The 23,966-nt window shown below is 36.2% G+C and carries 22 protein-coding genes; 21 read left to right on the top strand and 1 reads right to left on the bottom strand.

The window, feature by feature from the left end; genetic code table 11:
• Window positions 1-116 precede the first annotated feature (116 nt).
• The 8 genes from OZX63_RS08030 (at window position 117) to scrK (ending at window position 9,038) form a co-directional block, all read left to right on the top strand.
• Window positions 117-968 carry a C40 family peptidase gene (locus tag OZX63_RS08030; protein WP_277143014.1) on the top strand — a complete coding sequence of 284 codons (852 nt, stop codon included), beginning with the start codon at window positions 117-119 and terminating at the stop codon, window positions 966-968.
• A gap of 368 nt (window positions 969-1,336) precedes the next feature.
• Entirely contained in the window at window positions 1,337-4,069 is a 2,733-nt protein-coding gene (locus OZX63_RS08025) for a sigma 54-interacting transcriptional regulator (RefSeq protein WP_277143013.1), read from the top strand.
• 142 nt (window positions 4,070-4,211) lie between these two features.
• A complete protein-coding gene (locus tag OZX63_RS08020; RefSeq protein WP_277143011.1) occupies window positions 4,212-4,988 on the top strand; it encodes a PTS sugar transporter subunit IIC in 777 nt (258 codons plus the stop codon).
• Window positions 4,981-5,775: a PTS system mannose/fructose/sorbose family transporter subunit IID gene (locus tag OZX63_RS08015; protein WP_277143009.1), complete on the top strand. Its 795-nt coding sequence runs from the start codon at window positions 4,981-4,983 to the stop codon at window positions 5,773-5,775. The genes OZX63_RS08020 and OZX63_RS08015 overlap by 8 nt, the downstream gene beginning before the upstream one ends.
• Before the next feature lie 25 nt (window positions 5,776-5,800).
• A complete protein-coding gene (locus OZX63_RS08010; protein ID WP_277143006.1) occupies window positions 5,801-6,277 on the top strand; it encodes a PTS sugar transporter subunit IIB in 477 nt (158 codons plus the stop codon).
• Window positions 6,278-6,298: 21 nt separating this feature from the next.
• Complete coding sequence (locus OZX63_RS08005; protein ID WP_277143004.1) at window positions 6,299-6,715, top strand: PTS fructose transporter subunit IIA; 417 nt, start codon at window positions 6,299-6,301, stop codon at window positions 6,713-6,715.
• Between the two features lie 66 nt (window positions 6,716-6,781).
• Entirely contained in the window at window positions 6,782-8,143 is a 1,362-nt protein-coding gene (locus OZX63_RS08000; RefSeq protein WP_277143003.1) for a hypothetical protein, read from the top strand.
• Window positions 8,144-8,165: 22 nt separating this feature from the next.
• A complete protein-coding gene (gene scrK / locus OZX63_RS07995) occupies window positions 8,166-9,038 on the top strand; it encodes a fructokinase ScrK (RefSeq protein WP_277143001.1) in 873 nt (290 codons plus the stop codon).
• Between the two features lie 433 nt (window positions 9,039-9,471).
• On the opposite strand, the gene hflX is transcribed toward scrK, so the two are convergent.
• Window positions 9,472-10,755 (bottom strand): GTPase HflX, encoded by a 1,284-nt coding sequence (gene hflX / locus OZX63_RS07990; RefSeq protein WP_277142999.1) that lies wholly within the window; start codon window positions 10,753-10,755, stop codon window positions 9,472-9,474.
• A 217-nt stretch (window positions 10,756-10,972) separates the two neighbouring features.
• Here hflX and OZX63_RS07985 point away from each other — a divergent pair, with 217 nt between their 5' ends.
• From OZX63_RS07985 to OZX63_RS07925, 13 genes are all read left to right on the top strand, one after another.
• The gene (locus OZX63_RS07985) at window positions 10,973-11,701 is read left to right on the top strand and encodes an L-ribulose-5-phosphate 4-epimerase (protein WP_277142997.1); all 729 of its coding nucleotides are present in this window, start codon (window positions 10,973-10,975) and stop codon (window positions 11,699-11,701) included.
• Window positions 11,702-11,810: 109 nt separating this feature from the next.
• Window positions 11,811-12,263, top strand: coding sequence for a PTS sugar transporter subunit IIA (locus OZX63_RS07980; protein WP_277142995.1), 453 nt, complete (start codon window positions 11,811-11,813; stop codon window positions 12,261-12,263).
• A gap of 26 nt (window positions 12,264-12,289) precedes the next feature.
• Entirely contained in the window at window positions 12,290-13,687 is a 1,398-nt protein-coding gene (locus OZX63_RS07975) for a PTS transporter subunit IIC (protein ID WP_277142992.1), read from the top strand.
• Window positions 13,688-13,712: 25 nt separating this feature from the next.
• Window positions 13,713-14,006 (top strand): PTS sugar transporter subunit IIB, encoded by a 294-nt coding sequence (locus OZX63_RS07970; protein ID WP_277132029.1) that lies wholly within the window; start codon window positions 13,713-13,715, stop codon window positions 14,004-14,006.
• A 150-nt stretch (window positions 14,007-14,156) separates the two neighbouring features.
• Entirely contained in the window at window positions 14,157-16,175 is a 2,019-nt protein-coding gene (locus OZX63_RS07965) for a PTS sugar transporter subunit IIA (RefSeq protein ID WP_277142990.1), read from the top strand.
• A gap of 91 nt (window positions 16,176-16,266) precedes the next feature.
• Window positions 16,267-16,833, top strand: a complete 567-nt coding sequence (locus OZX63_RS07960; protein WP_277142988.1) for an SGNH/GDSL hydrolase family protein — start codon at window positions 16,267-16,269, stop codon at window positions 16,831-16,833.
• 8 nt (window positions 16,834-16,841) lie between these two features.
• Window positions 16,842-17,669 (top strand): helix-turn-helix transcriptional regulator, encoded by an 828-nt coding sequence (locus tag OZX63_RS07955; protein WP_277142986.1) that lies wholly within the window; start codon window positions 16,842-16,844, stop codon window positions 17,667-17,669.
• Between the two features lie 73 nt (window positions 17,670-17,742).
• A complete protein-coding gene (locus OZX63_RS07950) occupies window positions 17,743-18,159 on the top strand; it encodes an SRPBCC family protein (protein ID WP_277142983.1) in 417 nt (138 codons plus the stop codon).
• Between the two features lie 133 nt (window positions 18,160-18,292).
• The gene (locus tag OZX63_RS07945; protein ID WP_277142981.1) at window positions 18,293-19,723 is read left to right on the top strand and encodes an MFS transporter; all 1,431 of its coding nucleotides are present in this window, start codon (window positions 18,293-18,295) and stop codon (window positions 19,721-19,723) included.
• Between the two features lie 74 nt (window positions 19,724-19,797).
• Entirely contained in the window at window positions 19,798-20,187 is a 390-nt protein-coding gene (locus OZX63_RS07940) for a PTS sugar transporter subunit IIA (RefSeq protein WP_277142979.1), read from the top strand.
• A gap of 334 nt (window positions 20,188-20,521) precedes the next feature.
• Window positions 20,522-21,562 carry a dipeptide epimerase gene (locus OZX63_RS07935; RefSeq protein ID WP_277142977.1) on the top strand — a complete coding sequence of 347 codons (1,041 nt, stop codon included), beginning with the start codon at window positions 20,522-20,524 and terminating at the stop codon, window positions 21,560-21,562.
• A gap of 2 nt (window positions 21,563-21,564) precedes the next feature.
• A complete protein-coding gene (locus OZX63_RS07930) occupies window positions 21,565-22,335 on the top strand; it encodes a serine hydrolase (RefSeq protein WP_277142975.1) in 771 nt (256 codons plus the stop codon).
• Window positions 22,336-22,689: 354 nt separating this feature from the next.
• Entirely contained in the window at window positions 22,690-23,961 is a 1,272-nt protein-coding gene (locus OZX63_RS07925) for an MFS transporter (protein WP_277142973.1), read from the top strand.
• Window positions 23,962-23,966 lie beyond the last annotated feature (5 nt).

Below are 23,966 nucleotides of genomic sequence, written 5' to 3'. Positions count from 1 at the left end.
GCCTTTTTTGTATTCTTAAATGCCATGACTTGATTAAAAATTTCAGTCGATTAAAATAAAGTTATAGGTCGAATTATAAGCACTTTTCGCTACCAAAAAAAGGAGAGCCAATGTTAATGAAACGTAATTTTTTGAAAATGGGGCTAGCAGCGGCTTTAACCTTAACAGGCATTGCTACTGTTGCTCCGCAAAAGGCAGTTAACGCGGCAACATTAAAAGAACCAATTAAGCAGGTTCAGATTAATTATTTACCCGGTAAAAGTATTAAAATATGGACGAATTATGAGGGCGGGCGACTCATTAATTTTCGGGCAAAAAATGCCAGCAAGTGGAACGTTGCTGACACCGCGGTCGATAAAAAAGGTAAATTATGGTACAAGGTTGGCGTTGATGAGTGGATCGAAGCCCGCTATACAGTAGAAGTAACGGCTAACGCTGATGCTGCGGCAACTTCTAAACCGCAAGTTCAGGTTCCAGCCAAAAAGCCCAAAAAAACTAAACCTGCTAAAGCTACGGCACCAGCAGCTAGTAAACCAGTTGAGAGTAAGCCTGCTGCTAATAATACCGTGACGACAGTTGCCAATACGGTTGTCAGCGGTAATGTTAGTCAGCGAGCTAAGGCAGTCGTTAATTTAGCTGAAAGTCAAGTTGGTAAAAGTTACGTTTGGGGCGGCGATGGTCCCGACAGCTTCGATTGCTCGGGCTTAGTGCAATATGTCTATAATCAAGTTGGCGGCGTTAGTCTGCCACGAGTCACAACAGATCAGGTCAAGGTTGGCACGACAGTTGATATGAGTCAATTGCAGCCGGGCGATTTGCTCTTTTGGGGTTCGACGGACGCACCTTATCACGTGGCGATTTATGTTGGTGATAACCAATATGTTAGTGCAGCAACTCCTGAGCAGGGCGTAGTTTTACAGACTCTTAGCTCATACTTTTACCCGTGTGTGGCTAAACGAGTTTTATAATAGAATATTTACGTAAATTGCAAGTTCAATTTGAACAGAAAATAGTTTGGACGATTTGACGTAAAGATTGTTCGTGGAGATATAAAACCTAAATGGTTACGTGATTTTCAAACGAGGGATGCTTATCTTTAAGATGGGCAGGTATGGTAAAATATAAAAAGTTCATTGTTAACTTCTTTCTAGAAAATTTTGTATTAATTATATTCTATTAAAGAAGTGCAATGGACTTTTTATTTTTTAATTAACCAAAGTGTTCAACTTCATTTTATTATCTACTATAACTTTAAAAAATAATAATTAAAGCTAGAATTAAAAATATAACTCTACTAGCGCACCCATCAAATTAAAATATGTAATGAAGGGCTATTATGTTAAAAAACGAAATTCTTAATTATTTGAAAAGACAAACTAAGACAATCGACATAGAAAATCTAGGAGAAGAATATACGGCTAATGGAATTGCTAAGCAATTAAATGCTAAACGTAATACTGTCAGTGTTTATTTAAATCAATTAAATAATGAGAAAAAATTGGTTAAAGTCGATTCACGACCAGTGTATTACTTTCATAAGAATGAATTTGAACGTCAGAATTTTAAATTGCAAAAAAATTGCTATAAGTCAGTGAGTGAAATTGAAAATAAAACACAAGATATTTTTAAAAGCTTTACCAAAATCAATCCAAGTTTAAAAGAAAGTATTGAGCGTGTTAGGGCTGCTATTTTATATCCCAACAATGGGTTACCTTTGTTGATTACTGGTGAAAGTGGTACTGGTAAAAGTTACTTAGTAAGTTTGATTAATCGTTTTTGTCGCAATTACAAACTTATTGCTCATAATGCTCCGTTTATTACTATTAATTGCGCCCAATATGCTGATAATCCTGAACTATTAACTAGTAATTTGTTTGGCTATACTAAAGGAGCTTTCACTGGTGCTGATAGTGATCATCAGGGAGCTTTTGTTGAAGCAGATGGTGGAATTCTATTTTTGGATGAGGTTCATCGTTTAGGGCCAAAAGGACAAGAAAAATTATTTACGTATTTAGACCAGGGCCTTATTTATCCAGTAGGTGAAACTAAAAAAGGGAAAAAAGTAAATGTTCGTCTGTGCTTTGCAACTACCGAAGATTTAGAAACTAGTTTTTTAACAACATTTATGCGTAGAATTCCTGTAAAGATTACTTTGCCTCCACTTAGTCAGAGAAGTAAAGATGAACGCTTAAATTTAGTTTATACATTGCTTAATAATGAACAAAAAAAGGTTGCTAAACCGCTAATAATTAGTGATCAAGTTTTAGATATACTAGCTAATTATCAACCAATAGGTAATATTGGGAGCTTAAAGAATGCAGTTAGAATGACAATTGCGCAAGCAAATGCTGAACAGCAACATAAAGCTGAAATAAACATCACAGCTTATCAGTTACCATCTGATGTGCTAGCTAAGAGCAAAAATGAGCTCTATCATAATCCAGGAAAATCTGTGAGGATAACCAATGAAACTGAAATTGATGATTTGATTGCGCAAAGTTTTCCAGAAAAGAAAATTTTTCTTAATAGTTTGCAGCAGTTAACTTCGACTTATGAGCAAAGTAATTATGATTTGCGGCAATGCGAATCGAAACTTAAACAAGTTGTATATCAGCTATTTGACACTCTATTATTTGAAAAAGATAACAGCAAGCAAATCCCTTTATTGTCTTATATTATTGAAAGTGTCAAACATCTTTTTGATCAGTTAACCAATGCCTATCAACTAAAAATTAGTGGTAATGCCATTTATGCGATTAGTTACTATTTGTTTGAACGTCAGAAGATTCAATGGAATATTGATGAGTTTGCTAATAAAGAAATTCTGCTAAAGTTGAATAGGAATGTCCAGCAACAATATGCAGACGTTTATGTTTATGTTACGAAGCTAATTAATTTAATCAGGGATAATTTAGATATTGAATTAAATGAAGTAGACTATGTATTTTTAACTGTTTATTTGAATAAATTAGAGATAATTACAAAAACAGGTTTAATTAAGGCGATTGTACTAGCTCATGGTTATGCCACTGCTGGCAGTATTGCTAATGTTGTAAATCGCTTGCTTAATACCCATATTTTAGATGCTTTTGATATGCCACTTAATGTTAGTGCACAACAAATTGCTAACGAAATTATTGATTACAGCGAAAATAATGATGTTAAGAACGGTCTGATTATTTTAGTTGATATGGGTTCATTGAAGGAAATCGAGAAATTATTTCCAAGGCAGATAAATGCTCCTGTTCTCTTAATGAATAACGTTTCTACTACTTTAGCACTTGAAGTAGGAGAGAGTATTCTAAAAAAGCAAAGTTTTCGTGAAATTAGTCAAGCAGCGCAAAAGATTAGCAAGTTGGAAATCAAGTTAACTTATCCGGAAACTAATCGGCCTAAAGCAATATTAACTACTTGCTATTCTGGTATCGGTACTGCTACACATGTTGCAAGAATGTTAGAACGATGTTTGCCAGATAGTAAAAAAATAAAAATAGTTCCCTATGAATATCAAGCTTTGAAAGATATTCATAAGGTTGAGACTATTAAAAAAATGTACAATGTTTTAGGGATTATTGGTACTGAAGACCCTGAAATTACTGGAATAGATTTTATTTTTTTGGAAAAAATACTCTCTGATAAGGGTACAGCTCAATTTAAAAAGTGGTTGGGTAATGTATTTACGGATCATGAAATTGCCAATATTTCTAATGATTTAGTTAAGAACTTTTCATTGGAAAGAACGATTAATTCAGTAACTATTTTGGATGCGTCCAAGATAATTGAGGATATTACAATTTTTCTGCAAGTAATAGAAAGAAAATTTGCAATAACATTGTCAAATCAGAAAAAATTCACGTTGTACGTTCACATTAGTTATTTGATTGAAAGGTTAATCAGAAAAGAAGCTAATAATCTTAGCTCCGACTATGAAAAAGAGTTTTCCAAAAAATATGGACAGGATTTAGAAAAAATTGAAGCGGCATTTAGTGTGATAAAAGATAATTATAGTGTGAAAATTCCTATTTCGGAGTTAGTTTATATTGATCAAATTATTTTTAATCATCGTTAATTTAGTATGACTGATAAGTTTTTTTGTCAGTCATGCTTTTTTTGTTATAACTTGGCATAAAAATTGCTAATAGATTTATGAATGATAATTTGCTAACTAATAATTTGTTAGTGATACTTAACCGTATAGAGGAGGATTTATAGTGAATGTACAATTTTGGCAAATAGCACTGATCGTGATATATGGGTTCTTTATTAATTATGATAAAAATGGCCCAATGATTGGTACTTCACAACCTGTAGTTGCTGGATTTCTGGTTGGTTTAATTTTAGGTGATGTTTCTACTGGATTGTATATTGGTGGGACGCTCCAGTTAATGACATTAGGAATTTCTAGTTTTGGTGGTGCATCTGTACCAGATTATCAAACAGCTGCATTGATCGGAACATATATTGCAATAACAACAGGTCAAAAAGCAGCAATTGGAATTACTTTAGCTATCCCAGTTGCAATGCTTATGGTAGAACTTGATGTTTTGAAGTGGACAATTAATATTTATTTCCAAAACAAAGCTGAGAAATATGTTGACGAAGAAAAATATGGAAAAATTGAAATAATGCAAATTTGTGGTGTAGTTACTACAATGTTAGCTTCAGGATTACCTGTTTTACTGACAGTTATTGCAGGTCCTTCATTGGTAAAAGCTATCATTGCATTCATTCCGCAATGGGTAACTGGTGGTTTAAGTGTTGCTGGTAATTTGCTACCTGCATTAGGTATTGGCTTATTACTACGCTACTTACCTGTAAAAAGCTATTTTGGTTACTTAATTATTGGTTTTATTGCCGCAGTGTATTTGAAGATGAGTGTGCTAGGAATTGCTTTAGCTGGTGCAGCTGTTGCATTAATCTTGTATAAGAAGAATAGTGAATCACAAAATAATCTGCAAAGTACAGGAGGTATGGACGAAGATGAATAATAAAGTAAGTAATAAAACAAAGAATCGTGTTTTATTTAGATGGATTTTAAATGGTGGTGCCTCATTAAACTATGAAAAGATGATGGGGCTAGCATATACCTATTCAATGTTGCCTTTTTTAAAAGAAAATTATGCAGGTGACCCTAAGGGCTTAAAAGAATCCGTAAAAACTCATTTGCAATTCTTTAATACTAATCCATATCTTGCTCCTTATGTATTAGGAATGAACATAGGAATTGAAGAGAAAGAAAAATCCAAGAGTTTAAAAACAATCATGGGTCTTAAGACAGGTCTGATGGGGCCGTTAGCCGGATTAGGTGATAGTGTTTTTGTTGTTATTCCTTGGACAATCTTTGGTGCTATTGCTGCTAACATGGCTTTAAGTGGAAGCCCGTTAGGAATTTTCTTATGGTTTATTGTTACTTGGTTACTTCGTGCATTAGGTATTCCGTTGTTTAAGGCAGGTATGAAATCAGGAACTAGTTTACTTACTTCAATTGAAACCAAAATGAAATTAATTACGGAAAGTGTTTCAATTTTGGGCTTGATGGTTGTTGGTGGATTGATACCTACTGTTGTAAAACCTAACTTAGCATTAAAGTTTAAGCAGGGCTCTTTAACCATGACAGGTAATCAAATTTTAAATCAAATTATGCCAGGTTTATTACCTGCTGCATTGGTATTTGGTGTTTATTACTTATTAGGTAAAAAAGTTAAACCAATTTACATTATTTTAATTATAATCGTGTTAGCTATCGTATTATATGTGTTAGGAATAATGAAATAATAGTTAAAGAAAGTTGGATATTGTTATGGAAGGTATAATTCATATTAGAATTGATGATCGGCTAATTCACGGTCAAGTTGCAACATTGTGGACCAACGAATTGGGTGCAACAAGAATAATGGTTATTAATGATGAAGTATCTCAAAATGAGGTTCAAAAGACAATGCTTAGAATAGCAGCTCCATCAAACGTTTCGACGTCATTAATTTCAGAAGAAAAAGCAACTAATAATATTAAAAACGGTAAGTATAAAGGCCAACGTGTGTTAGTTATCGCTAAAGACCCACAAACATTGGTTAGACTTATTGATAATGGCTTAGATATTCATAAGATTAACGTTGGTAATATGTCTACTAGGGATAATACACGCCATATTAAAGCTAGTGTTAGCATAACTCCTGAAGAAGAAGCAGCTTTTCATGAGTTACTAGACCGTGGGGTTGAAATTACTGCAATAATGGTACCAACCGATAAGAAAGTATATTTAAAGGATATAATTTAAATTTAAAAAGGGAGAAAAGATTTGTTTAAAATAGTTATTGCTTCACATGGACCTTTTGCTGCTGCGATGAGAGAGTCATTAAAGCTTTTCTTTCCTGAAGAAAACGATATTATTACGGTCAGCATAGGTGAAGATGGCTTAGCTTCATTTCAAAAAAGAATGGATCAAGCAGTAAATTCTGTTAAGGGTGAAAATGTTTTATTTTTAGCAGATTTACCCTATGGGACTCCTTTTAATGAAATTGTTAAAAGAATGTCTTTAGTAGGTAAGGATTCAGAAATATTAGCTGGCGTTAATATGCCAACTTTAATTGAAGCAGTAAACTTGAAAAATCAAGGTTTCTCTGTGGAAAAGGCTGTTCCTAAGCTTTTTGAAAGTAGTAAATTGCAAAGCTATACAGAAAAATTGAATTCTTTAGGCAATGCAGATGACGAATAAAATTAAAAGTAGTAAGAACACATTCTTACTACTTTTATTGTTTATAAAGACATGGAGAAATATTTAATGAATTTGATTCAAAAAGCAAATCAAACTTTGCAAACTACTGAAAAACGTAGATACACATATCATTTGTCTCCGAACTCTGGTTGGTCAAATGATCCTAATGGATTAGTATTTTTTAAAGGCATGTATCATGTGTTTTTTCAAAATAATCCATTTGCGACAAACACTGATAATATTTTTTGGGGGCACTTTGTATCAAAAGATTTGATTACTTGGAAACAAATAGATTTTGCGCTAGCGCCAGATGAAACTTATGACCAAAACGGTTGCTTTTCAGGTAGTGCAATAGTGATAGAAAATAAATTAGTTTTAGCATATGCCGGACATAGAAATGTTAGGGACTCTTATGAAGAAACAATTTGTCTAGCTGAAAGTACAGATGGAGTTCATTTTAAAAAGTATCAGAATAATCCTGTAATCAAACGGGATGCAAAAATAAGCACTCAGCGCTTTAGAGATCCTAAAATCTTTAGAAAAAATGATTCTTATTATATTTTAGTTGGAAGTGAGAGTATTGAGGGTAGAGGTCAATTGCTTCTTTATAGAGCTAAAAATATTTATAAGAACTGGAACTATGTTGGTAAACTTATTAATAAAAATAAGGACTTAGGTAATATGATTGAATGCCCAGATTACTTTTCTATTGCTGAAAAAAGCGTTATTTTAGGCTCACCTAAGGGAATAAAAACTACTGAAAAACATGGATTTAATACTTTGTATTATATAGAAAATGACTTTCCTTTAAACTCAAGTTTACCTGACGGTAAAAAAATTGATTTTGGGTATGATTTTTATGCTCCGCAAACCATTTATGATCCAATTAATAGGCGCAGAATATTAATTGGTTGGTTTGGTTTGCCAGAAGAGCAGGAAAAAGAGAAAAAACATAATTTTATGAGTATCGGTGCCTTAACGCTACCAAGGTTTTTGCAAGAAAAGAATGAAAAGCTGCTATTAAATCCTATTTCAGAAATGAATAATCTTCGAATAGACAGTGGAACGTTAATTCAAGATTCTCAACATTATTCTAGTGTATCTGAATTTTTGTTTACAAGTTTACCTCAAAATTTTATTATTAAAATTGTTTCGCCTAAGGCAGAATATATAATAAATTATAATGAGGCTTTAAAAATTGATGTTCATGATGAAATTAGAAATCATGTTAACAAAATTGAAAAGGTAAATAAAATAAAAAAGATTGACTTGTACATTGATAACGGTCTAACAGAAGTTTTTATAAATGATGGGAAATATGTCTTTACTAACAAGTGTGAATTTTCAAATGAGTTAATAAGCATTAAAATTTCTGCAAGTGAAAAAATAAGTGGAATTAATTATCGTTTAAAGTCAATCTTTAAATAAAAACTATAAAGGAGTTAAGCAAATGATTTTAGGATCAATTGAAGCTGGGGGAACGAAATTTGTGTGTGCAATTGGTAATGAGAATTATCAAATTAAAGATAAACTTACCATTCCTACAACTACGCCTGAAGAAACATTAAGAAAAACGGCTGATTATTTTGAAAAATTTGCTGTTGACGCAATTGGAATTGCTTCGTTTGGTCCGATTGAAGTACGTTCAACAGCGCCTAACTACGGTTTTATTACGGATACACCAAAAGCAGGTTGGCAAAATACAGATTTTGTTGGCTATTTAAAGTCTAAAATTAATGTGCCAATGTTCTTTACTACGGATGTTAATGGCTCAGCCTATGGAGAATATGTTATGTCTTTGTTAGGTAATGAGAACATTGACAGCCTAGTTTATTACACAATTGGTACAGGTGTAGGCGGTGGCGCCATTATTGATGGCAAGCTTATTGGTACTCAAGGACATCCGGAAATGGGGCATGTTTTGCTTAAGCGGCACCCAAATGACCTGAATTTTGCTGGTGTTTGCCCATTTCACCAAGATTGTCTTGAGGGTTTGGTTTCTGGACCGACATTTGAAGCTCGCTTAAATAAACCTGGTAAGGAAGTACCTTTATCTGATCCAACTTGGGACATCATGAGCTATTATGTGGCGCAAGCAGCTTTGCAAGTTACACTGATTTTGCGGCCAGATAAAATTATTTTTGGCGGTGGCGTAACTAGTGAGGAATTTTTACAAAAGGTGCGTTGTGATTTTGCTAAAATATTGAACAATTATGTTCATGTTCCTGCACTTGAACAATATATTATTCTACCGGAAATCCAAGATAATGGTTCGGCTACTGTGGGTGATTTTGCTTTAGCAAAGAGATTATTGAAAGAATAACTATTAGTCATAAAAAATGATGACAGTTATGGCAGTATAGGCTTTGCTTATGGGGCTCAATTGGAAGTGGTTTAAAAGCAGCTTGAAAGTTGGGACAAATGCTTGAAGGTAGGGTTAGTTCGGTAACTAATATTTTGGTAAGGTGATCAGAATTATAATAAAAATGAGGAAAAGTTAGATTAGGATCTTTAATAGCAAATAAAAGCTTAGTAGAATAGTTATCAATAGAGGACATAGAAAAGCCCCAACCTTTCTTGAGTAGTATTGGGAAATTTGAGGCGAAGTTATGGTCTCTATTTTTGTATAAAAATATCCTGTTAAAGAATACTACAAGGTATCATTAACAGGAAAAAATGTACAAAGAATAGAATATTTAATAAAAAACAGTTAGATGATGTAAAAATCAACTAACTGTTTTTTGCGTTGCAATTATTTAAATAATATATTTTTGAAATTGTGCCTGCTTTTCTGGAGCTAAGCGAACACAAACGTGAATGCCATCAGCTTGATATTGCTCGTCCATTACTTGAGCGTGCTCGTGCAAGTAAGCTAATTCTTTGCCATCAGTTAAAGGGAGCAATAGGTTTAGCTGTTCATAGTTGGCAAAAATGCGTTTAGTAATCAGTTGCGCTAGCATTTTAATTGAGGCTGGATCAGTTGCTGCATATAAAATGTCACTGCCTTCAATCTGAGGGTAATTACGCTCGGTCTTGTCCGCCTTGTTATAGGCAGTAATCATCGGGATGTCTTTGATGCCAATTTCTGCCAGCACATTTTGCGTGGTACGAATCATTTGGATCATGTTCGGGTCAGCAGCGTCAACAACATTGATCAGCAGGTCAGCATCTTTTGCTTCTTGCAAAGTTGCCTTGAATGATTCCACCAAGTTGTGAGGTAATTTGGAAATAAAACCAACGGTATCAGACAAGATGAAGCTGAAATTGTTCCCCAATTCAATTCGGCGAACGCTAGTATCTAGTGTTGCAAACAGCATATTTTTGACAAAAACCTGTTTGTCGCTATTTTCAGTGCTGAACTCTTGCAACAAGCCATTCATTGTTGTTGACTTGCCCGCGTTAGTGTAGCCCACCAGAGCAACCTTGGGGATATGGTTTTGGTTGCGGCGCTTAGCCTTGATTTCTTCTTGCCCCACAATAGCCTTCAGCTCTTTTTTAATCGCAGAAATTTGCTTGCCAATTGTTCTGCGGTTCATTTCTAGCTTCGACTCACCAGCACCACGATTGGCGAAACCACCGCCAGTTGAACCACCATTGCCGCGCTGTTGGTCAAGGCTATTTTCTGAAGGGTGCAACCGAGGCAATTCATATTGCAATCGTGCCAGTTGCACTTGTAATTTGGCTTGCTTGGAGCGGGCACGACTAGCAAAAATTTCGAGAATTAATTCTGTTCGGTCAATTACTCGTAATTTGGTTAATTTTTCTAAATTACGAATTTGCACTGGTGATAGTTCGTCGTTGATAATTAATACTTTGGCTTTTAGACCACGAGCCATATCTTTAATTTCGTTGATTTTACCAAGGCCAAAGTAGGTTCCGGCCACAACTTGGACGGCGTTTTGATGTGATTGACCAACGACTTCCATGTTGTTAGCTGCGGTCAAATTGGCTAGCTCAGTCATGTAGTAGTCGAAGTTAGGATCATTTAAATTGACGCCTGCAAGGTAGGCCTTGATTTTTTGAGGTGTGTTATCGATCATTTGCTGTTCTTTCTAATGTAATCATTTTAATGGTAAGTAATTAGTTTAATTGTAGTACAAAAATTGCTTCCTGCGAAAGAAGTTAATTTAGACTTTTGCTAGTTTAAGCCGGCTTAGTCAATTAGTTGCACCAAAAATAATTAATTGGCGTGACTTATCGATTAGGGTACTTCATGTTTGAATGATTAAGGAAGCGATTACTTAGAAAGGAGCACTCATGTTAGAGAAGCTGAAAAAAGAAGTCTATGAAGCCAATATGCAATTACCTAAGCTTGACCTAGTAACGTTTACTTGGGGGAATGTTTCGGGAATTGACCGTGATAGTGGCTTATTTGTTATCAAACCTTCTGGTGTAGCGTACGAGCAATTAAAGCCAGAAGATATGGTCGTAGTTAATCTTAAGGGTGAAGTAGTAGAGGGCAAGTTGAATCCTTCTAGTGATACACCAACGCATACAGTTTTGTATAATGCATTTTCTAAAATTGGTGGAATTGTTCATACCCACTCGCCTTGGGCTGTATCGTTTGCGGCTGCCAAGATGGATATTCCAGCGATGAATACAACTCATGCCGATACATTTTACAATGCGATTCCTGCAGCTGATGCTTTAACTCAAAAAGAGATTGAGGAAGACTACGAAGGCAACACTGGCAAGGCAATTGTCCGGACGTTTAAAGAACGCAATTTAGATTACGAAGCAACTCCAGGATCACTTGTTAGTCAGCATGGACCGTTTTGTTGGGGAGCAACACCTCAAAAGGCGGTTTACAACGCGAAGGTTTTGGAAGTTGTAGCTGAAGAAGACTACCACACGTTGCAATTGACTAGAGCTAATAGTGAATTACCGCAATATTTACTGGACAAACACTATTATCGCAAGCACGGCAAGAATGCCTATTATGGCCAAGATAACGCGCAATCAATGACGCATGCAAAACGGTCTTAGTTTTGCTAGTCAATTAGTTGCACTAAAATTGGTTGCTTGGCGTTACTTATAAAGCGCTTTTATAAATGGTTAAATATTTGGTGTAAGAAGACAAATGGGAGGTGAATAAATGGAATTATTAAGTCCAAAGCTGGTTTTTGCACAAGTTAAGGCTAATTCTGCTGATGAAGTTATTCACTATTTAGCAACTCAGCTTAAAGATAACGGTAAGGTCAAAGATACTTTTGAACAGGCTGTAAAAGAACGTGAGCAAATTCATCCAACAGGATTACCTAGTGGAAAAATCGCGGTGGCAATTCCACATACCGATGTCCAGTATGTTAATGAAGCTGCAATAACTTTTGCGACATTAGCTCATCCGGTTGAATTTCATAACATGGCTGTAACTGACCAGCTATTAGAAGTTCAAATTGTCGTTATGTTAGCTTTGAAGGATCCACATAGTCAAGTGGAAATGTTACAAAAATTAATGGCTTTATTTCAGAATCAAGAATTATTGGCTCGCTTACAAAAAATTACTGATAGCAAGCAGCTCTATGATGCTGTAATTAAGCATATTTAATAAATATTATTTGGGAGGAATTATTTATGAAACCGATTATTGATTTCATCATGTATATTGTTGGATTAGGACCAACTGTGCTAATTCCAATTATCATGCTAATCTTTGGTCTGTGCGTACGTGTACCGTTTACTAAGGCACTGCGTGGCGGTTTAATGGTTGGTATTGGTTTTATTGGGTTGAACGCCACTGTTTCAATTTTAACTGATGTAATGAATCCAGCTATTAAGAATATGATTCAAGTTATGCACCTGAACTTGCAAGTTATTGATGTTGGCTGGCCGTCAGCTTCCGCAATTGCTTATGGTACTGCAGTTGGTGTAAGTATGATTCCGTTGGGAATTGCGATTAATATCTTAATGCTAGTAACCAAGACTACTTCAACAATTGATGTTGATATTTGGGACTTTTGGCACTTTGCCTTCAGTGGTTCACTTGTTTATGCTCTAACTAAAGATATTGTTTTGAGTCTATTCTTAGCTAGTGTCAACATGATTGTGATTATGGTAACTGCCGATAGAACAGCTCCGTTATCAGAAAAATACTTGGGCTTGCCGGGGATTTCAATTCCTCATGGATATGCAGGTTCATTTGTTCCAATTGCCATTGTCTTTAACTGGATTATTGACAAGATTCCAGGTGTTAACAAGATTCACATGGATGCTAAAGACTTCAATAAGAAGTTCGGTTCATGGGGTGAACCAACATTGTTGGGATTTGCCATTGGGATTATTATTGGTATCTTAGCTTATGGCTTTATTCCAGGCATGACGATTGCAACTAAGTTAGGTAAGATTATGTTAATGGGTGTTACTTTATCAGCTGTGATGATTATCACCCCTAAGATGGCAGCACTACTTTTACAAGGTGTTGTTCCTGTTTCAAATGCCATTCAAGCATTTACACAGAAGAAGTTCTCTGGTAAGAGAAAGATTTACATTGGGATGGATACTGCTGTTGGTATTGGTAGCCCCGTAGTCTTAGCTTGTGCTACTTTAATGATTCCAGTAGCTTTACTGTTTGCCTTTATTTTACCAGGTAACCAATTCTTACCAACTATTGGTTTGGTTGGCTTTGTCTTCATGTTCCCATTAATTGTTTCAATAACTCACGGAGATTTCTTTAGATCATTTATTATTGGTGCGGTCAACGTCGTTATCGGTTTATGGATTGGTACGAATTTAGCACCATTAGTTACTAAATGTGCTAGAGCTGCTCACTTTGCTTTGCCAAAAGGCTCATCAATGATTTCAAGTATTGACTATGGTTCTAACCCATATCCTTGGTTAATTGTTCAAGTAGCACCATTTAAGATTGCTGCTTATGTAATTGGGATTATTTTGATTGTTGGTTTATGTTGGTGGAATAGAAAGAAAATTGTTGCCGAAGAAAGTCAATTAGCAGCAAGTAAGAGTAAAAAATAAATTTTAATTTAAAGGAGAATATATTATGAAAAAGATTTTAGTTGCCTGTGGTGCAGGAGTAGTTACTAGTACTAGTGCAATGAACAAGTTGCAAGAAGAACTAACTAATCGTGGAATTGATAGCGATAAATATACTTTGGGCCAATCTTCAGTTGCTCAAGTTGAATCACTCGCAAATGATTATGACTTGGTAATCACAACAACACAATATGATAATGATGCAATTAAGATTCCAGTAATTAATGGATTGCCATTATTAACTAACATTGGCGTTGATGCTGTAATTGACGAAATTATTGATAAGTTGGATCTTAATTAAGCCTGTAAAGGATATTTTGGCTAAAGAGAATATCGCTGTAATTGAAGGGTGATTGGTGTGACGAGGAATGGTTCTGTTAAATTAACAAATGCTAACAAATTATTAGAGTATTTGGCAAAAGCACCTGATTTTATTAGTTTGAAAGAAATAATGGAAACTTTTAATATTTCACGCAGAACAGCTTTTAATTGGCTAAGCTCAATCAATCAGGAATTACAAAAAAATAATTTAGCAGAAATTGTTAATATCCCACGCTATGGTTATAAAATGACCGATCAAACCAAAAAGGTAATAACTAAGCATGATAATAGATTGCAAGTTGTGCCTAAGTCGACAAGAACAGTTGTTAGTGCGCTTGACCGGCAAACGATTATTGTTCTTTATTTAATCGGTAGTGGCAAAAACGTTTCAATTAATGAATTAGCTGACCAGTTTGCTTGTTCTCGTAATACGATTATTAAGGATTTTAAACTAATTAAGTCCCGTTTTCCGTTATTAACAATTGCTAGCTCGCGAACTGGGCATCAAATTGTTAGTAGTGAAACTGCTATTAGATTGACTGTCTATGAATTACTGCTTCATCATAATAAATTAGCATTTAACTTTATTAAAAAGCTGAATTATTCAGTAACGGCAACAAGAAAGTTGGTCGTTCAGGCGCAACAAAAGCTGCAGATGAGTTTTTCTGAAAATTCTATTCAGCAATTAACTTATTGGTTAATGTTTAGTAACTGGCGCATTAGTCATCACCACCATCTTCAAGATAATGATGATGACTATTCATGGATTGCTGCTAATACTAAAGGTGTGTTGACTACATGTTCAAAGCTACTTTTAAAGTTAACCAATCAGGACTGTTTAAAGGGTGAGGTCACTTTTCTTAGTAAAATAATGCTTTGTTCACAGGCGACTGAAGTTACTTGTGTAAAACCAAGTTTATATCATGACCTTGCCAATATTGCACAAGAAATAATTTTTCGTTATGAACAGCTAACAGAACAACAAATTTCGTATAAGTTGTTTACTAAAGTGTTGTGTAATCATCTTTATGCCACCTTTTTCAGGGTCAAGTTTGGGATTCCCTTTTCTTCAAATGAAGTTGATGAAATTAAGCGGCAATATCCAGAGCTGATCAAGTTCACTGCGGTTGCATGTGCGCCACTTGAACAATATTTACAAAAGAAATTGCCAACTGAAGAAGTAGCATTAATTTGTTTATATTTTGGTTCAATTAGTAGCAAAGGCTATCAAGATTTTTCAAATGGGGATAAGCTCAAGCGGGCATCTTTAGCTGAAGTGCTAGTTGTGTGCTCTAGCGGCATTGGAACTTCGGCCATGCTCTATCATGAGCTTAGTCGCCTGTACCCGTTAATTAAATTTTCTCCACCGCTTGAAATTCGTGACCTAGAGCAAATTTTTGCCAATACATATCAGGCACGGTTAATTGTCAGCACTGCACCACTTAATGCAGTGGCTTATCCGATACCAATTGTTAATGTCAAAGCAGTTTTGACTAAGCATGATCAGAGCATTATTGAAAGCTTTTTACGTGAGAAAGTTCCTCGTAAAATTGAGCATAATGCGAGTGCAGTCGATAGTTTGGTATCAATTATTAATGAATATGCGGATGTTAAAGATGAAAGTGGCTTAAGATTAAGTCTAGATAAATTTATTTTTCCTGAAAACAATAAGAGTAGTCATAGCGACTTACCTAATTTGGGCAATCTATTACCAGCGAAGCGAATAAAATTTATCCATAATAGGAATGATTTGTCTTGGCAGCAAGTTTTACAGGCTGGTTGTGATTTACTTGAACAAGATGGGGTAGTTGACCATTTATATTTCCAAAAGATAAGTGACCTGATTAATAAGTATGGCCCGTATATGTTAATCAGTAGCAATATCTTTTTAGCTCATGCTGCTCCAAGCAGTAGTAGTAAAGCAGTTGGCTTATCCTTAGTTTTATTAGATCATCCACTTGTGATTCAGGCTCATGGTCAAAAAGCTACCATAATTTGCATGTTTGTTTTATCCCCTGGCGTGCAGCGAGAACATGAACGAGCGCTAGAACAGTTAGTTGATATTATCAGAAGTGAAAAGAACGTCAATAAATTGCTAAAAGCTAAGACTTCACAGGATGTGCGCAAGTTCTTGCTATCATTTAGCTAAAAATTGAAAGAATACGTATGCTTTAAAGTATGCGTATTTTTTGTTTACTTGCTGTAAAATATATTCAATATTTAAAATAGAGGAATTACAAATGAAACTATTATTGACTGGCGATAGTATCGTTGCGCGCAAAGAAGGATTGAAAGAGCCGCGATTAAATGCAACACTAAAAAAGTTACACCAGAATCTTGAACTTAATAACACGGCAGTTTCTGGGATTAATTCCGGAGCATTTTATGCTATGTTGAGTGAATTGGTATTAAAGCAAAGGCGTTGTGATAAATTAATAATTTTGCTGGGAACCAATGATTTGGCGCAACATAAGCAAGTGCCACTTGAGCAGTTCGAGCAGAATATGAATTTGATTGTTTCAAGCGTACTGTGTCGGTATTATCCGCAAAATACTATTTTGATTACACCTCCAGCAGTAGATGAAACTAAGCAGATTCACCGGAACAATCAATTAATTGGGGACTATGCTGCAGTTATTGAAAATGTGGCACAGCGATATCGTTGTCAGTTTATTAACTTATATCAGGCAATGATTAATCAGGGTAACTTATCAGAATTATGTCGTGGTGAGTTAAATGATGGTTTGCATTTTGGGCAGCAGGGATATTCGCTTTTAGGAAATTTAATTGTTAAACAGATAAAGTAGGTAACAAGATGGCTAATCAATTAGGGCAAGCGTTGAAAACAGCGCGGCAAACGAAAAAGATGACCCAAAAAGAAACAGCGGAAAATATTTGCGCGCAGTCAATGCTGTCGGCAATTGAAAATGGTAAATATGTTCCCAATGCCAAGCTGCTAATTGAGCTTTGTCAGCGATTGGGAATAGAACTAAATACAATTAGCTTGGCAAGTAATTTTGCGATTAGTATCCAGCCTTCGCTTAACGCAAAACTGGACAAGTTGTGTAATCTGCATGATTATGAGCAACTTCGCGCTTTTCTTTTAAAAGAAGCGACAATTAATCAACTGCAAACGGCAGCAGAAGAACAAGCTTATTACTACTATCTGGCAATAACCGATTTTCAAATCGATCATAATTTAACTGCCGCAAAGCAAAATCTCAAGCTTGCCTTAGCTTGTAATGAAACGGGGTCTGTAACTTCGGTATTAATGCGGTTGACGTTAATTTCGTTAAGTCTGGTTAATTTGGAACAAGGTCAAAAGAAAGAATCGGAACAATTACTAACTAAGGCCTTAGCCGACATTAACCAAATTAATTATTCTGAAAATCTTAATGTGCTGTTTTATCTGGCGGCTTTAATTAATTATCAAGCTGGTAAAATTCGCGCGGCAGTAGATTGGTTAGACCAAGGAGTTACATACATTACCAAGCATAATTCACATTACATGTTGGCTAATTGCTACTTTTTACTTGCTAAAATTGCACAGAAATCGGGTCAAGAAGATCAGGCATTAGAAAATGAACACAAAAGTCGCTTTTTAAGTGAATTATTTACTGAAAAAATCTTTGATCAGATTTAATATCAGTATTCTGATTATCTTTAAATTTTCTTTTTTCATAAACTAGGACTATAAATTCAAGGAGGTTCTAAATATGGAACAGAAAATTTTTACAAATGTCAGATTAGTTAATCAAACTCAGGAACAGGTACAACGGTTTTTATTACAACCACAGTCATTATTAAAGTGGGTACCAGAAATTAGGATTACGGAGCAATCAAGTGACCAATTTGTGATTGAGCGGACAACTGAGGCGCCTAATAAACGCGAGCAAATAAAGATAATTAGCGATAATGATCAGGTGACTTATGTTAGTACCCAAGGTAAGATTGCATATCGAGTTGAATTTCAACTTAGTAAACAGAGTGGCAAGACATTAATTGAAGAAAGCCTTTATTTAGCCGATCAAGTTGCAGGTAAATTACCATTAAAATTATTAAAGCCAATTGCCAAGCATGCATTTAATCTTAATTTAAATAATCTTGCCCAAGTTTTAGAAGCGCAAAGTTAAATGATCAACAAGCAGTTATTCATTATTGAGTAACTGCTTTTATTTTGTACTTGGCAAAGACCAAATAAAGTGTATAATTTATCTTCATAAGGTACCTAACTAAATTAGGAATACTTGAAAGGATTTGGAATAAATGGCACAAAATTTAAGTTACCAGACTGATAATCAGGTGCAAAAGAATCGCTGGCTGATCTTAGTAGCAGTAGGACTGTTTACCTTCATGTCAACTTTGGATGGGACAATCGTTAATATTGCGCTGCCTGTAATTAGCAATGATTTGCACATTTCGATGAGTCAATCAGAATGGGTTGTTTCTCTATATTTGATTGTTGTCTGCAGTTTTATTCTTTTCTTTGGTAAGTTGAGTGACTTGCAGGGTAAAATTAAAATTTTTAGATTAGGCGCAGTGTTTTTCATTGCCGGCTCGTTAATGTCAGGCTTTAAAGTCAACCTGCTCTTTTTACTAATTGCACGAGCAGTGCAGGCATTCGGGGCAGCCATGACAATGGCGACCAATAATGGGATTATTACGGAAATTTTTCCGCATTCTGAGCGGGGGAAGGCTCTCGGGACAATTGGTTCTTTTGTAGCTTTGGGTTCGATTGCTGGACCTGGTCTTGGCGGAGTGATTTTGTCGCATTTATCATGGTCATACATTTTCTGGCTAAACGTTCCAGTTGGCCTGATTGCCGCTGTTATTGGCGCCATCTATTTGCCTAAAGATATAACTTTTACTAAAGCGCCACTTGATAAGACGGGCTCATTCACCTTTGCCTTAGGGATGGTGACTTTGTTTGGCGGAATTTTTCTGGGTCAGCAGCTTGGCTTCACTGCAGCGCCAGTTTTAGTGATGTTAATCGTCGGGATACTTAGCTTTTGCTGGTTTGTTTATACAGAAAATCGTGCAGCTAATCCATTATTACAATTTAGTTTGTTTAAAAATCCGGACTTCTCGGTTAGTTTGCTGTGTGCGTTGCTGATTTTTATTACTAACTTCTTCTTTAATGTAGTGACGCCATTTTATTTAGAAAATGCACGGCATTTAGCGCCAAGTCAAACCGGCTACATTTTAATGATTTTACCGCTTGTGCAATTATTTGCGGCGCCAGTTGCCGGGACGATTTCTGATAAAATCAGTCCGAAGTTAATTACTTTTATCGGGTTATTACTGCTATTGGTAAGTCAAATCGGTTACTATCTGTGCAATTTAACGTCACCAATTTGGCTCTTTATTGTTAGCATTGCCATCATGGGTCTGGGCAGCGGAATTTTTAGTTCACCGAATAATTCTCTTGTCATGAGTTCTGTTGAGCAAAAAGACCTGGGTGTTGCCGGCAGCATTAATTCACTTTCTCGTAATTTGGGAATGGTAATTGGAATTTCTAGTGCCACGACCATTTTGTTTGCGGCAATGAGTGCAAAGAATGGCTCGCATGTAACGGGCTACTTACCTAAGCAGCCGGAGATTTTCATTTATGGGATGCACGTTGTCTTTTTAATTTCTATTATTATTTGTCTAATTACGGTTATTTTAAGTGGTTGGCGATTACTCAAAAAAGATTAATATAAAACCGTTGAAATAAAGCTTTCTATGTTAAACTTAAAAATAAAAGTTTAATATTGAAGGGATATAAATATATGAGAATGTTATTGATGAGTCATGGCCAAATGGCTCAAGCAGCTTTAGGCAGTGCAGAATTGATTATGGGCAAGCTTGATAATGTAAAGGCAATCGGTCTTAATCCCGATCAAGGTCCTGAGGATTTGCAAAAAGAGGCCGAGGAGTTTTTGGATCAAGGCACTGATAAGGAAACTGTCGTAGCAGTTGATGTACTTGGTGGCACGCCATCTAATGTTGTTATCCGCCTGTTTGCTAAGTACCCTGATATTCAAGTAATTAGCGGTGTCAACTTACCCTTAATTATTGAATTTGCTAACCAATCAATGATGGGCCAGGGATTAAATAAGCCGCAGCTAATTGCGATGGCTAAAGATGGCATTGTTGATGTCAATGCAAAATTGAAATAAAAAATTAGGGCATTTGTGTTGTCCTAATTGAGATAATTGCTGGACGTGGTTCTAGCAATTATTTTTATTTTATTTGGAAAATATTAATGCTATTTATTTAGAGAATATCGAGCATGAAATACTTTTTTTGATATAATTATTAAAGATGATATTTTATTCCAATATTTCAATTTGGAAGAGAGTTTAAAATGGTAATTGCTGGCTAGTTTTAATTTGCTTAACATGATTGCTGGGTTAGGAAAAATGCAAAGTTGGTCCGCAGTCTTGATTGGCAGCACTAAACCCAAGTAGTTGGTGTTGGTTGCCTTTTTGGACATAAGAGAAGGTAGAACGAATGACCAAAATTACTAAAATTACGCAAAAAATTATTAGTTTACCCTTGAAAACACCGTTTACGACCGCGCGGCATACGGTTACGGCGGCACAGGCAGTTCAAGTTGAAATTACGCTCGCTAACGGCTTAGTCGGTGTTGGTACAGGAACACCAAATGAAGTAGTTACTGGCGATACGCTAGCTAGCTGTCAAGCAGTTTTGACAGATGTATTAATTCCTAGCCTAATTGGCTGCGAATTTGAAGCATGGGAAAAGTTGCTGGCAACGATTAAGAATGCGATTCAAGGCAATCAACCAGCCAAGGCTGCACTAGAATTCGCCTTGTATGATTTGCGCTGCCAAACTTACCATACGACATTAGTAAACTTACTTGGTGGTCAGATTGCTGCTGTTACAACAGACATGACACTGGGCATTAAGCCACTTGAGCAGATGGTTCAGGAAGCCAAGGAGTTTGTTCAGCAGGGATTTACTACCTTAAAGATTAAGGTTGGTTCTAATGGAATTACCAATGACATTAATTTAATCAAGACAATTAGTGAAGCTGTTGGTCCCGAGATAAAGTTACGGCTTGATGCCAATCAAGGCTGGAGCCGGATGGAAGCCGTTCAGGCATTGCGGGCATTAACTGCCGCAAATTTACCAGTCGAATTTATTGAACAGCCACTGGCTGCTGGTGATATTGCTGGGTTAAAAGAATTAACCCAGTTACACATTTTGCCAATCATGGCAGATGAAAGTGCATTTTCGTATGCCGATGTGATTACTTTATGTAAAGAGCATGCGGTTGACTACGTTAACATCAAGTTGATGAAGACTGGCGGTTTGTCTGAAGCAGAAAAGATTAATGATCTTTGTGCAGCTTCTGGAATTGGCTGCATGATTGGCTGTATGATTGAGCCAACTAATAGCATTCAGGCAGCGATTGCCTTTGCTGGCGCTCATGAAAATGTAAAATTTGCGGATTTAGATTCGGTTTATATGACTAAGGAAGCTCCCGCGGGATTAGAACTTGCGGGTCCAGAATTACGGGTAAAATAATCATGATTAATTTTGAACAAGAAATAGCAAGCTTAAAGCATGACGTTAATTTTCAGCTATATTTACATAGCTCATGGGGCTTGGAATACGAAATCAACATAGACCAAATGTGGGCAACTGCTAGCTTGATTAAATTAGGAATTGCGGCGTACGGCCAGCAATTATTTCTTAAACAACCGCATCTTTTGGAACAGCAAGTTACGCTGCAGCCAGAAGATATTGTTCCCGGTGGTACTTTAAGTTTGGTGTCGCCACGGGTATATACGGTTAAAGACTTGTTGCAATTAATGCTGATTCAGTCGGACAATACGGCGACCAATGCACTGCTGACAACATGGGGAATGAAAACCATTAATGATTGGCTCAAGGCTAATTATTCCAATGTGTTATTGCAGCGCCGCTTAATGGCGCCACCAACAAACGGTGAGAATTTGGCTAATGCAAAGAGTCTGGGACAATTACTTGCCGCCGCATTTAAGTATGATGATGAATATGCGCAAGCGGCGCAGGCAAGTATGCATGCGCAAATGTTCTATGACCGGCTGGTTTGGCCAGTGGCAATGGGTGAATATAGTCAAATCAAGTCTTACAATAAGACGGGGGACTTGCTCAATTATGCTCATGATGCGGCACGACTAGAATTAGGTAATTCATGGATTGAATGTGTGGTAATGACCAAATTTAGTCCTAATGAAAAGACACATGCTGTTCAATTTATGCAAAATGTGGGTCGGCTGCTTTGTCAAATGTTAACGGAGCAAAATCCGATTTAGCACATTAATTTAAATAATCCAAAAGACAGATTTCTAACTAGGAATCTGTCTTTTTTTAGTTGAAAAACACTTAGACTATCTAACTGATTTTACTTTTTTGGCGAATTGTCACCCAATTTTTTTGAAAAAATTTTCTTCGTCTAATTTACTAACTTTTTGAAAGCAGTTCATCAGTGATAAAGACTATACGCTAACCGTTTTTATAGCGCGGCAAATAACAGCGCTCTCACTGCCAGTAAGGCTAAGAGGAGTGAGCAGTTAAATTGACGCTCTTAAATTAGCGTGTTTATAATTGCTCCCTGTTATGCTTATTAATTTTCAAAATATTTAGTTAATTACGAAAGGAATTTTCATATGGGACAAGGTACACACTCATCTGTGCACAAAACTTGGCGCGATAACAGATGGCTGATTGGCCTGTCTGTTGTTATCGCCGGAATTGCTGTTGCCATGGCGCAAAATAAGGTTTCGCCGGTAATGAATATGATCATTACGCAATTCCACACCAGTGCGTCTGTTGCTGGTTGGATCAGTTCAAGCTTTTCATTGATTGCTGTCTTGCTGTCAATGACTGCTGCTAACCTTGCTGACTCAATCGGAATTCGCAAAGTTGGTATCTTTGCTTTGATTATTACGGTTGTCGGTGGCCTACTTGGCATGGTTTCAACTAATATCTGGTTCATGCTCTTAACGCGGGTTATTGAAGGAACCGGTGTTGGGATTATTGCTGTTATTGGGCCGGTGCTGATTACTCAATGGTTTAATTCCAAAAACGGCTTGAGTATCATTATGGCAATTTGGACTTCGTGGATGACGATTTCACAAGTAATCATCTTCTTCACGGCGTCACCAATTACCAGTAGCTTTTCATGGCAAGGTATGTGGGGCTTAGCAATTGCCTTCTTAATTGTTGGCTTCGTTGCTTTCTTATTGTTTGTTCACCAACCACAAGAAATTGTGGAAGAACACGAAAACCGCAAGGACAACCGTTCAACTGCCCGTAAGGTGCTTGACTCAATTAACATCAAGACACAATTTAAGGCAATCAAGGCGGCAGGAAAGTCATCAGCCTTCATCGGGATTGCAGCTTTCTTCTTTGCTCTTTGCTCATTTACATTCGTTTCTTGGATCCAGTCAGTTTGGGTACAAAATGTCCCAGGACTTTCTCGTGGTCAAATCAATACGATGCTCAGCAGCATGTACTTCTTGGAGATCTTCTTCACGATTCTTGCTGGGGTTGCTTTAGACAAGATTAAATCAGAAAACGGTAAAAAGATTTTTGGGATGAGTTGTGCTGTTTTATACGGTGTTATTGGTTTAGCTGCCTTTAACTTTATCCATACAACAGCTTTAGCTTGGGCCGTCATTATCATTTTTCCGATTTTTGACGGGTCAATTCCAACCACAATCTATTCGCTTGCACCAATGTCTGTTAAGAAAGCACCGCTATCAGCTAATGCGATCGGTATTATGAATATCGGCCTTAACGCTGGTACCTTCTTTGCAGCACCACTTGCCGGTTCAATTATGAACATGGGTTCAAGTATGGTCGGCGTGATGTTTATTGTTTCCGCAATCTTAGTTGCTTTAGCATTTGGCTTTGTAACTTTGTACGAAAGTAAATAAATTTA

It is taken from the genome of Lactobacillus sp. ESL0700 (assembly GCF_029392095.1).
Classification (GTDB): domain Bacteria; phylum Bacillota; class Bacilli; order Lactobacillales; family Lactobacillaceae; genus Lactobacillus.
This window is presented reverse-complemented; position numbering and strand designations above follow the sequence as displayed.

Bases quoted from the DNA above. Each gene is read 5' to 3' on its own strand.
- OZX63_RS08025 (WP_277143013.1), top strand. From the start codon at position 1,337: ATGTTAAAAAACGAAATTCTTAATTATTTGAAAAGACAAACTAAGACA.
- OZX63_RS07975 (WP_277142992.1), top strand. From the start codon at position 12,290: ATGAAACCGATTATTGATTTCATCATGTATATTGTTGGATTAGGACCA.
- OZX63_RS07935 (WP_277142977.1), top strand. From the start codon at position 20,522: ATGACCAAAATTACTAAAATTACGCAAAAAATTATTAGTTTACCCTTG.
- OZX63_RS07985 (WP_277142997.1), top strand. From the start codon at position 10,973: ATGTTAGAGAAGCTGAAAAAAGAAGTCTATGAAGCCAATATGCAATTA.
- OZX63_RS08010 (WP_277143006.1), top strand. From the start codon at position 5,801: ATGGAAGGTATAATTCATATTAGAATTGATGATCGGCTAATTCACGGT.
- OZX63_RS08030 (WP_277143014.1), top strand. From the start codon at position 117: ATGAAACGTAATTTTTTGAAAATGGGGCTAGCAGCGGCTTTAACCTTA.
- OZX63_RS07945 (WP_277142981.1), top strand. From the start codon at position 18,293: ATGGCACAAAATTTAAGTTACCAGACTGATAATCAGGTGCAAAAGAAT.
- OZX63_RS07965 (WP_277142990.1), top strand. From the start codon at position 14,157: ATGGAAACTTTTAATATTTCACGCAGAACAGCTTTTAATTGGCTAAGC.
- OZX63_RS07940 (WP_277142979.1), top strand. From the start codon at position 19,798: ATGAGAATGTTATTGATGAGTCATGGCCAAATGGCTCAAGCAGCTTTA.
- OZX63_RS08000 (WP_277143003.1), top strand. From the start codon at position 6,782: ATGAATTTGATTCAAAAAGCAAATCAAACTTTGCAAACTACTGAAAAA.
- OZX63_RS07930 (WP_277142975.1), top strand. From the start codon at position 21,565: ATGATTAATTTTGAACAAGAAATAGCAAGCTTAAAGCATGACGTTAAT.
- OZX63_RS07960 (WP_277142988.1), top strand. From the start codon at position 16,267: ATGAAACTATTATTGACTGGCGATAGTATCGTTGCGCGCAAAGAAGGA.
- OZX63_RS07980 (WP_277142995.1), top strand. From the start codon at position 11,811: ATGGAATTATTAAGTCCAAAGCTGGTTTTTGCACAAGTTAAGGCTAAT.
- OZX63_RS08015 (WP_277143009.1), top strand. From the start codon at position 4,981: ATGAATAATAAAGTAAGTAATAAAACAAAGAATCGTGTTTTATTTAGA.
- scrK (WP_277143001.1), top strand. From the start codon at position 8,166: ATGATTTTAGGATCAATTGAAGCTGGGGGAACGAAATTTGTGTGTGCA.
- OZX63_RS07925 (WP_277142973.1), top strand. From the start codon at position 22,690: ATGGGACAAGGTACACACTCATCTGTGCACAAAACTTGGCGCGATAAC.
- hflX (WP_277142999.1), bottom strand. From the start codon at position 10,755: ATGATCGATAACACACCTCAAAAAATCAAGGCCTACCTTGCAGGCGTC.
- OZX63_RS07970 (WP_277132029.1), top strand. From the start codon at position 13,713: ATGAAAAAGATTTTAGTTGCCTGTGGTGCAGGAGTAGTTACTAGTACT.
- OZX63_RS07950 (WP_277142983.1), top strand. From the start codon at position 17,743: ATGGAACAGAAAATTTTTACAAATGTCAGATTAGTTAATCAAACTCAG.
- OZX63_RS07955 (WP_277142986.1), top strand. From the start codon at position 16,842: ATGGCTAATCAATTAGGGCAAGCGTTGAAAACAGCGCGGCAAACGAAA.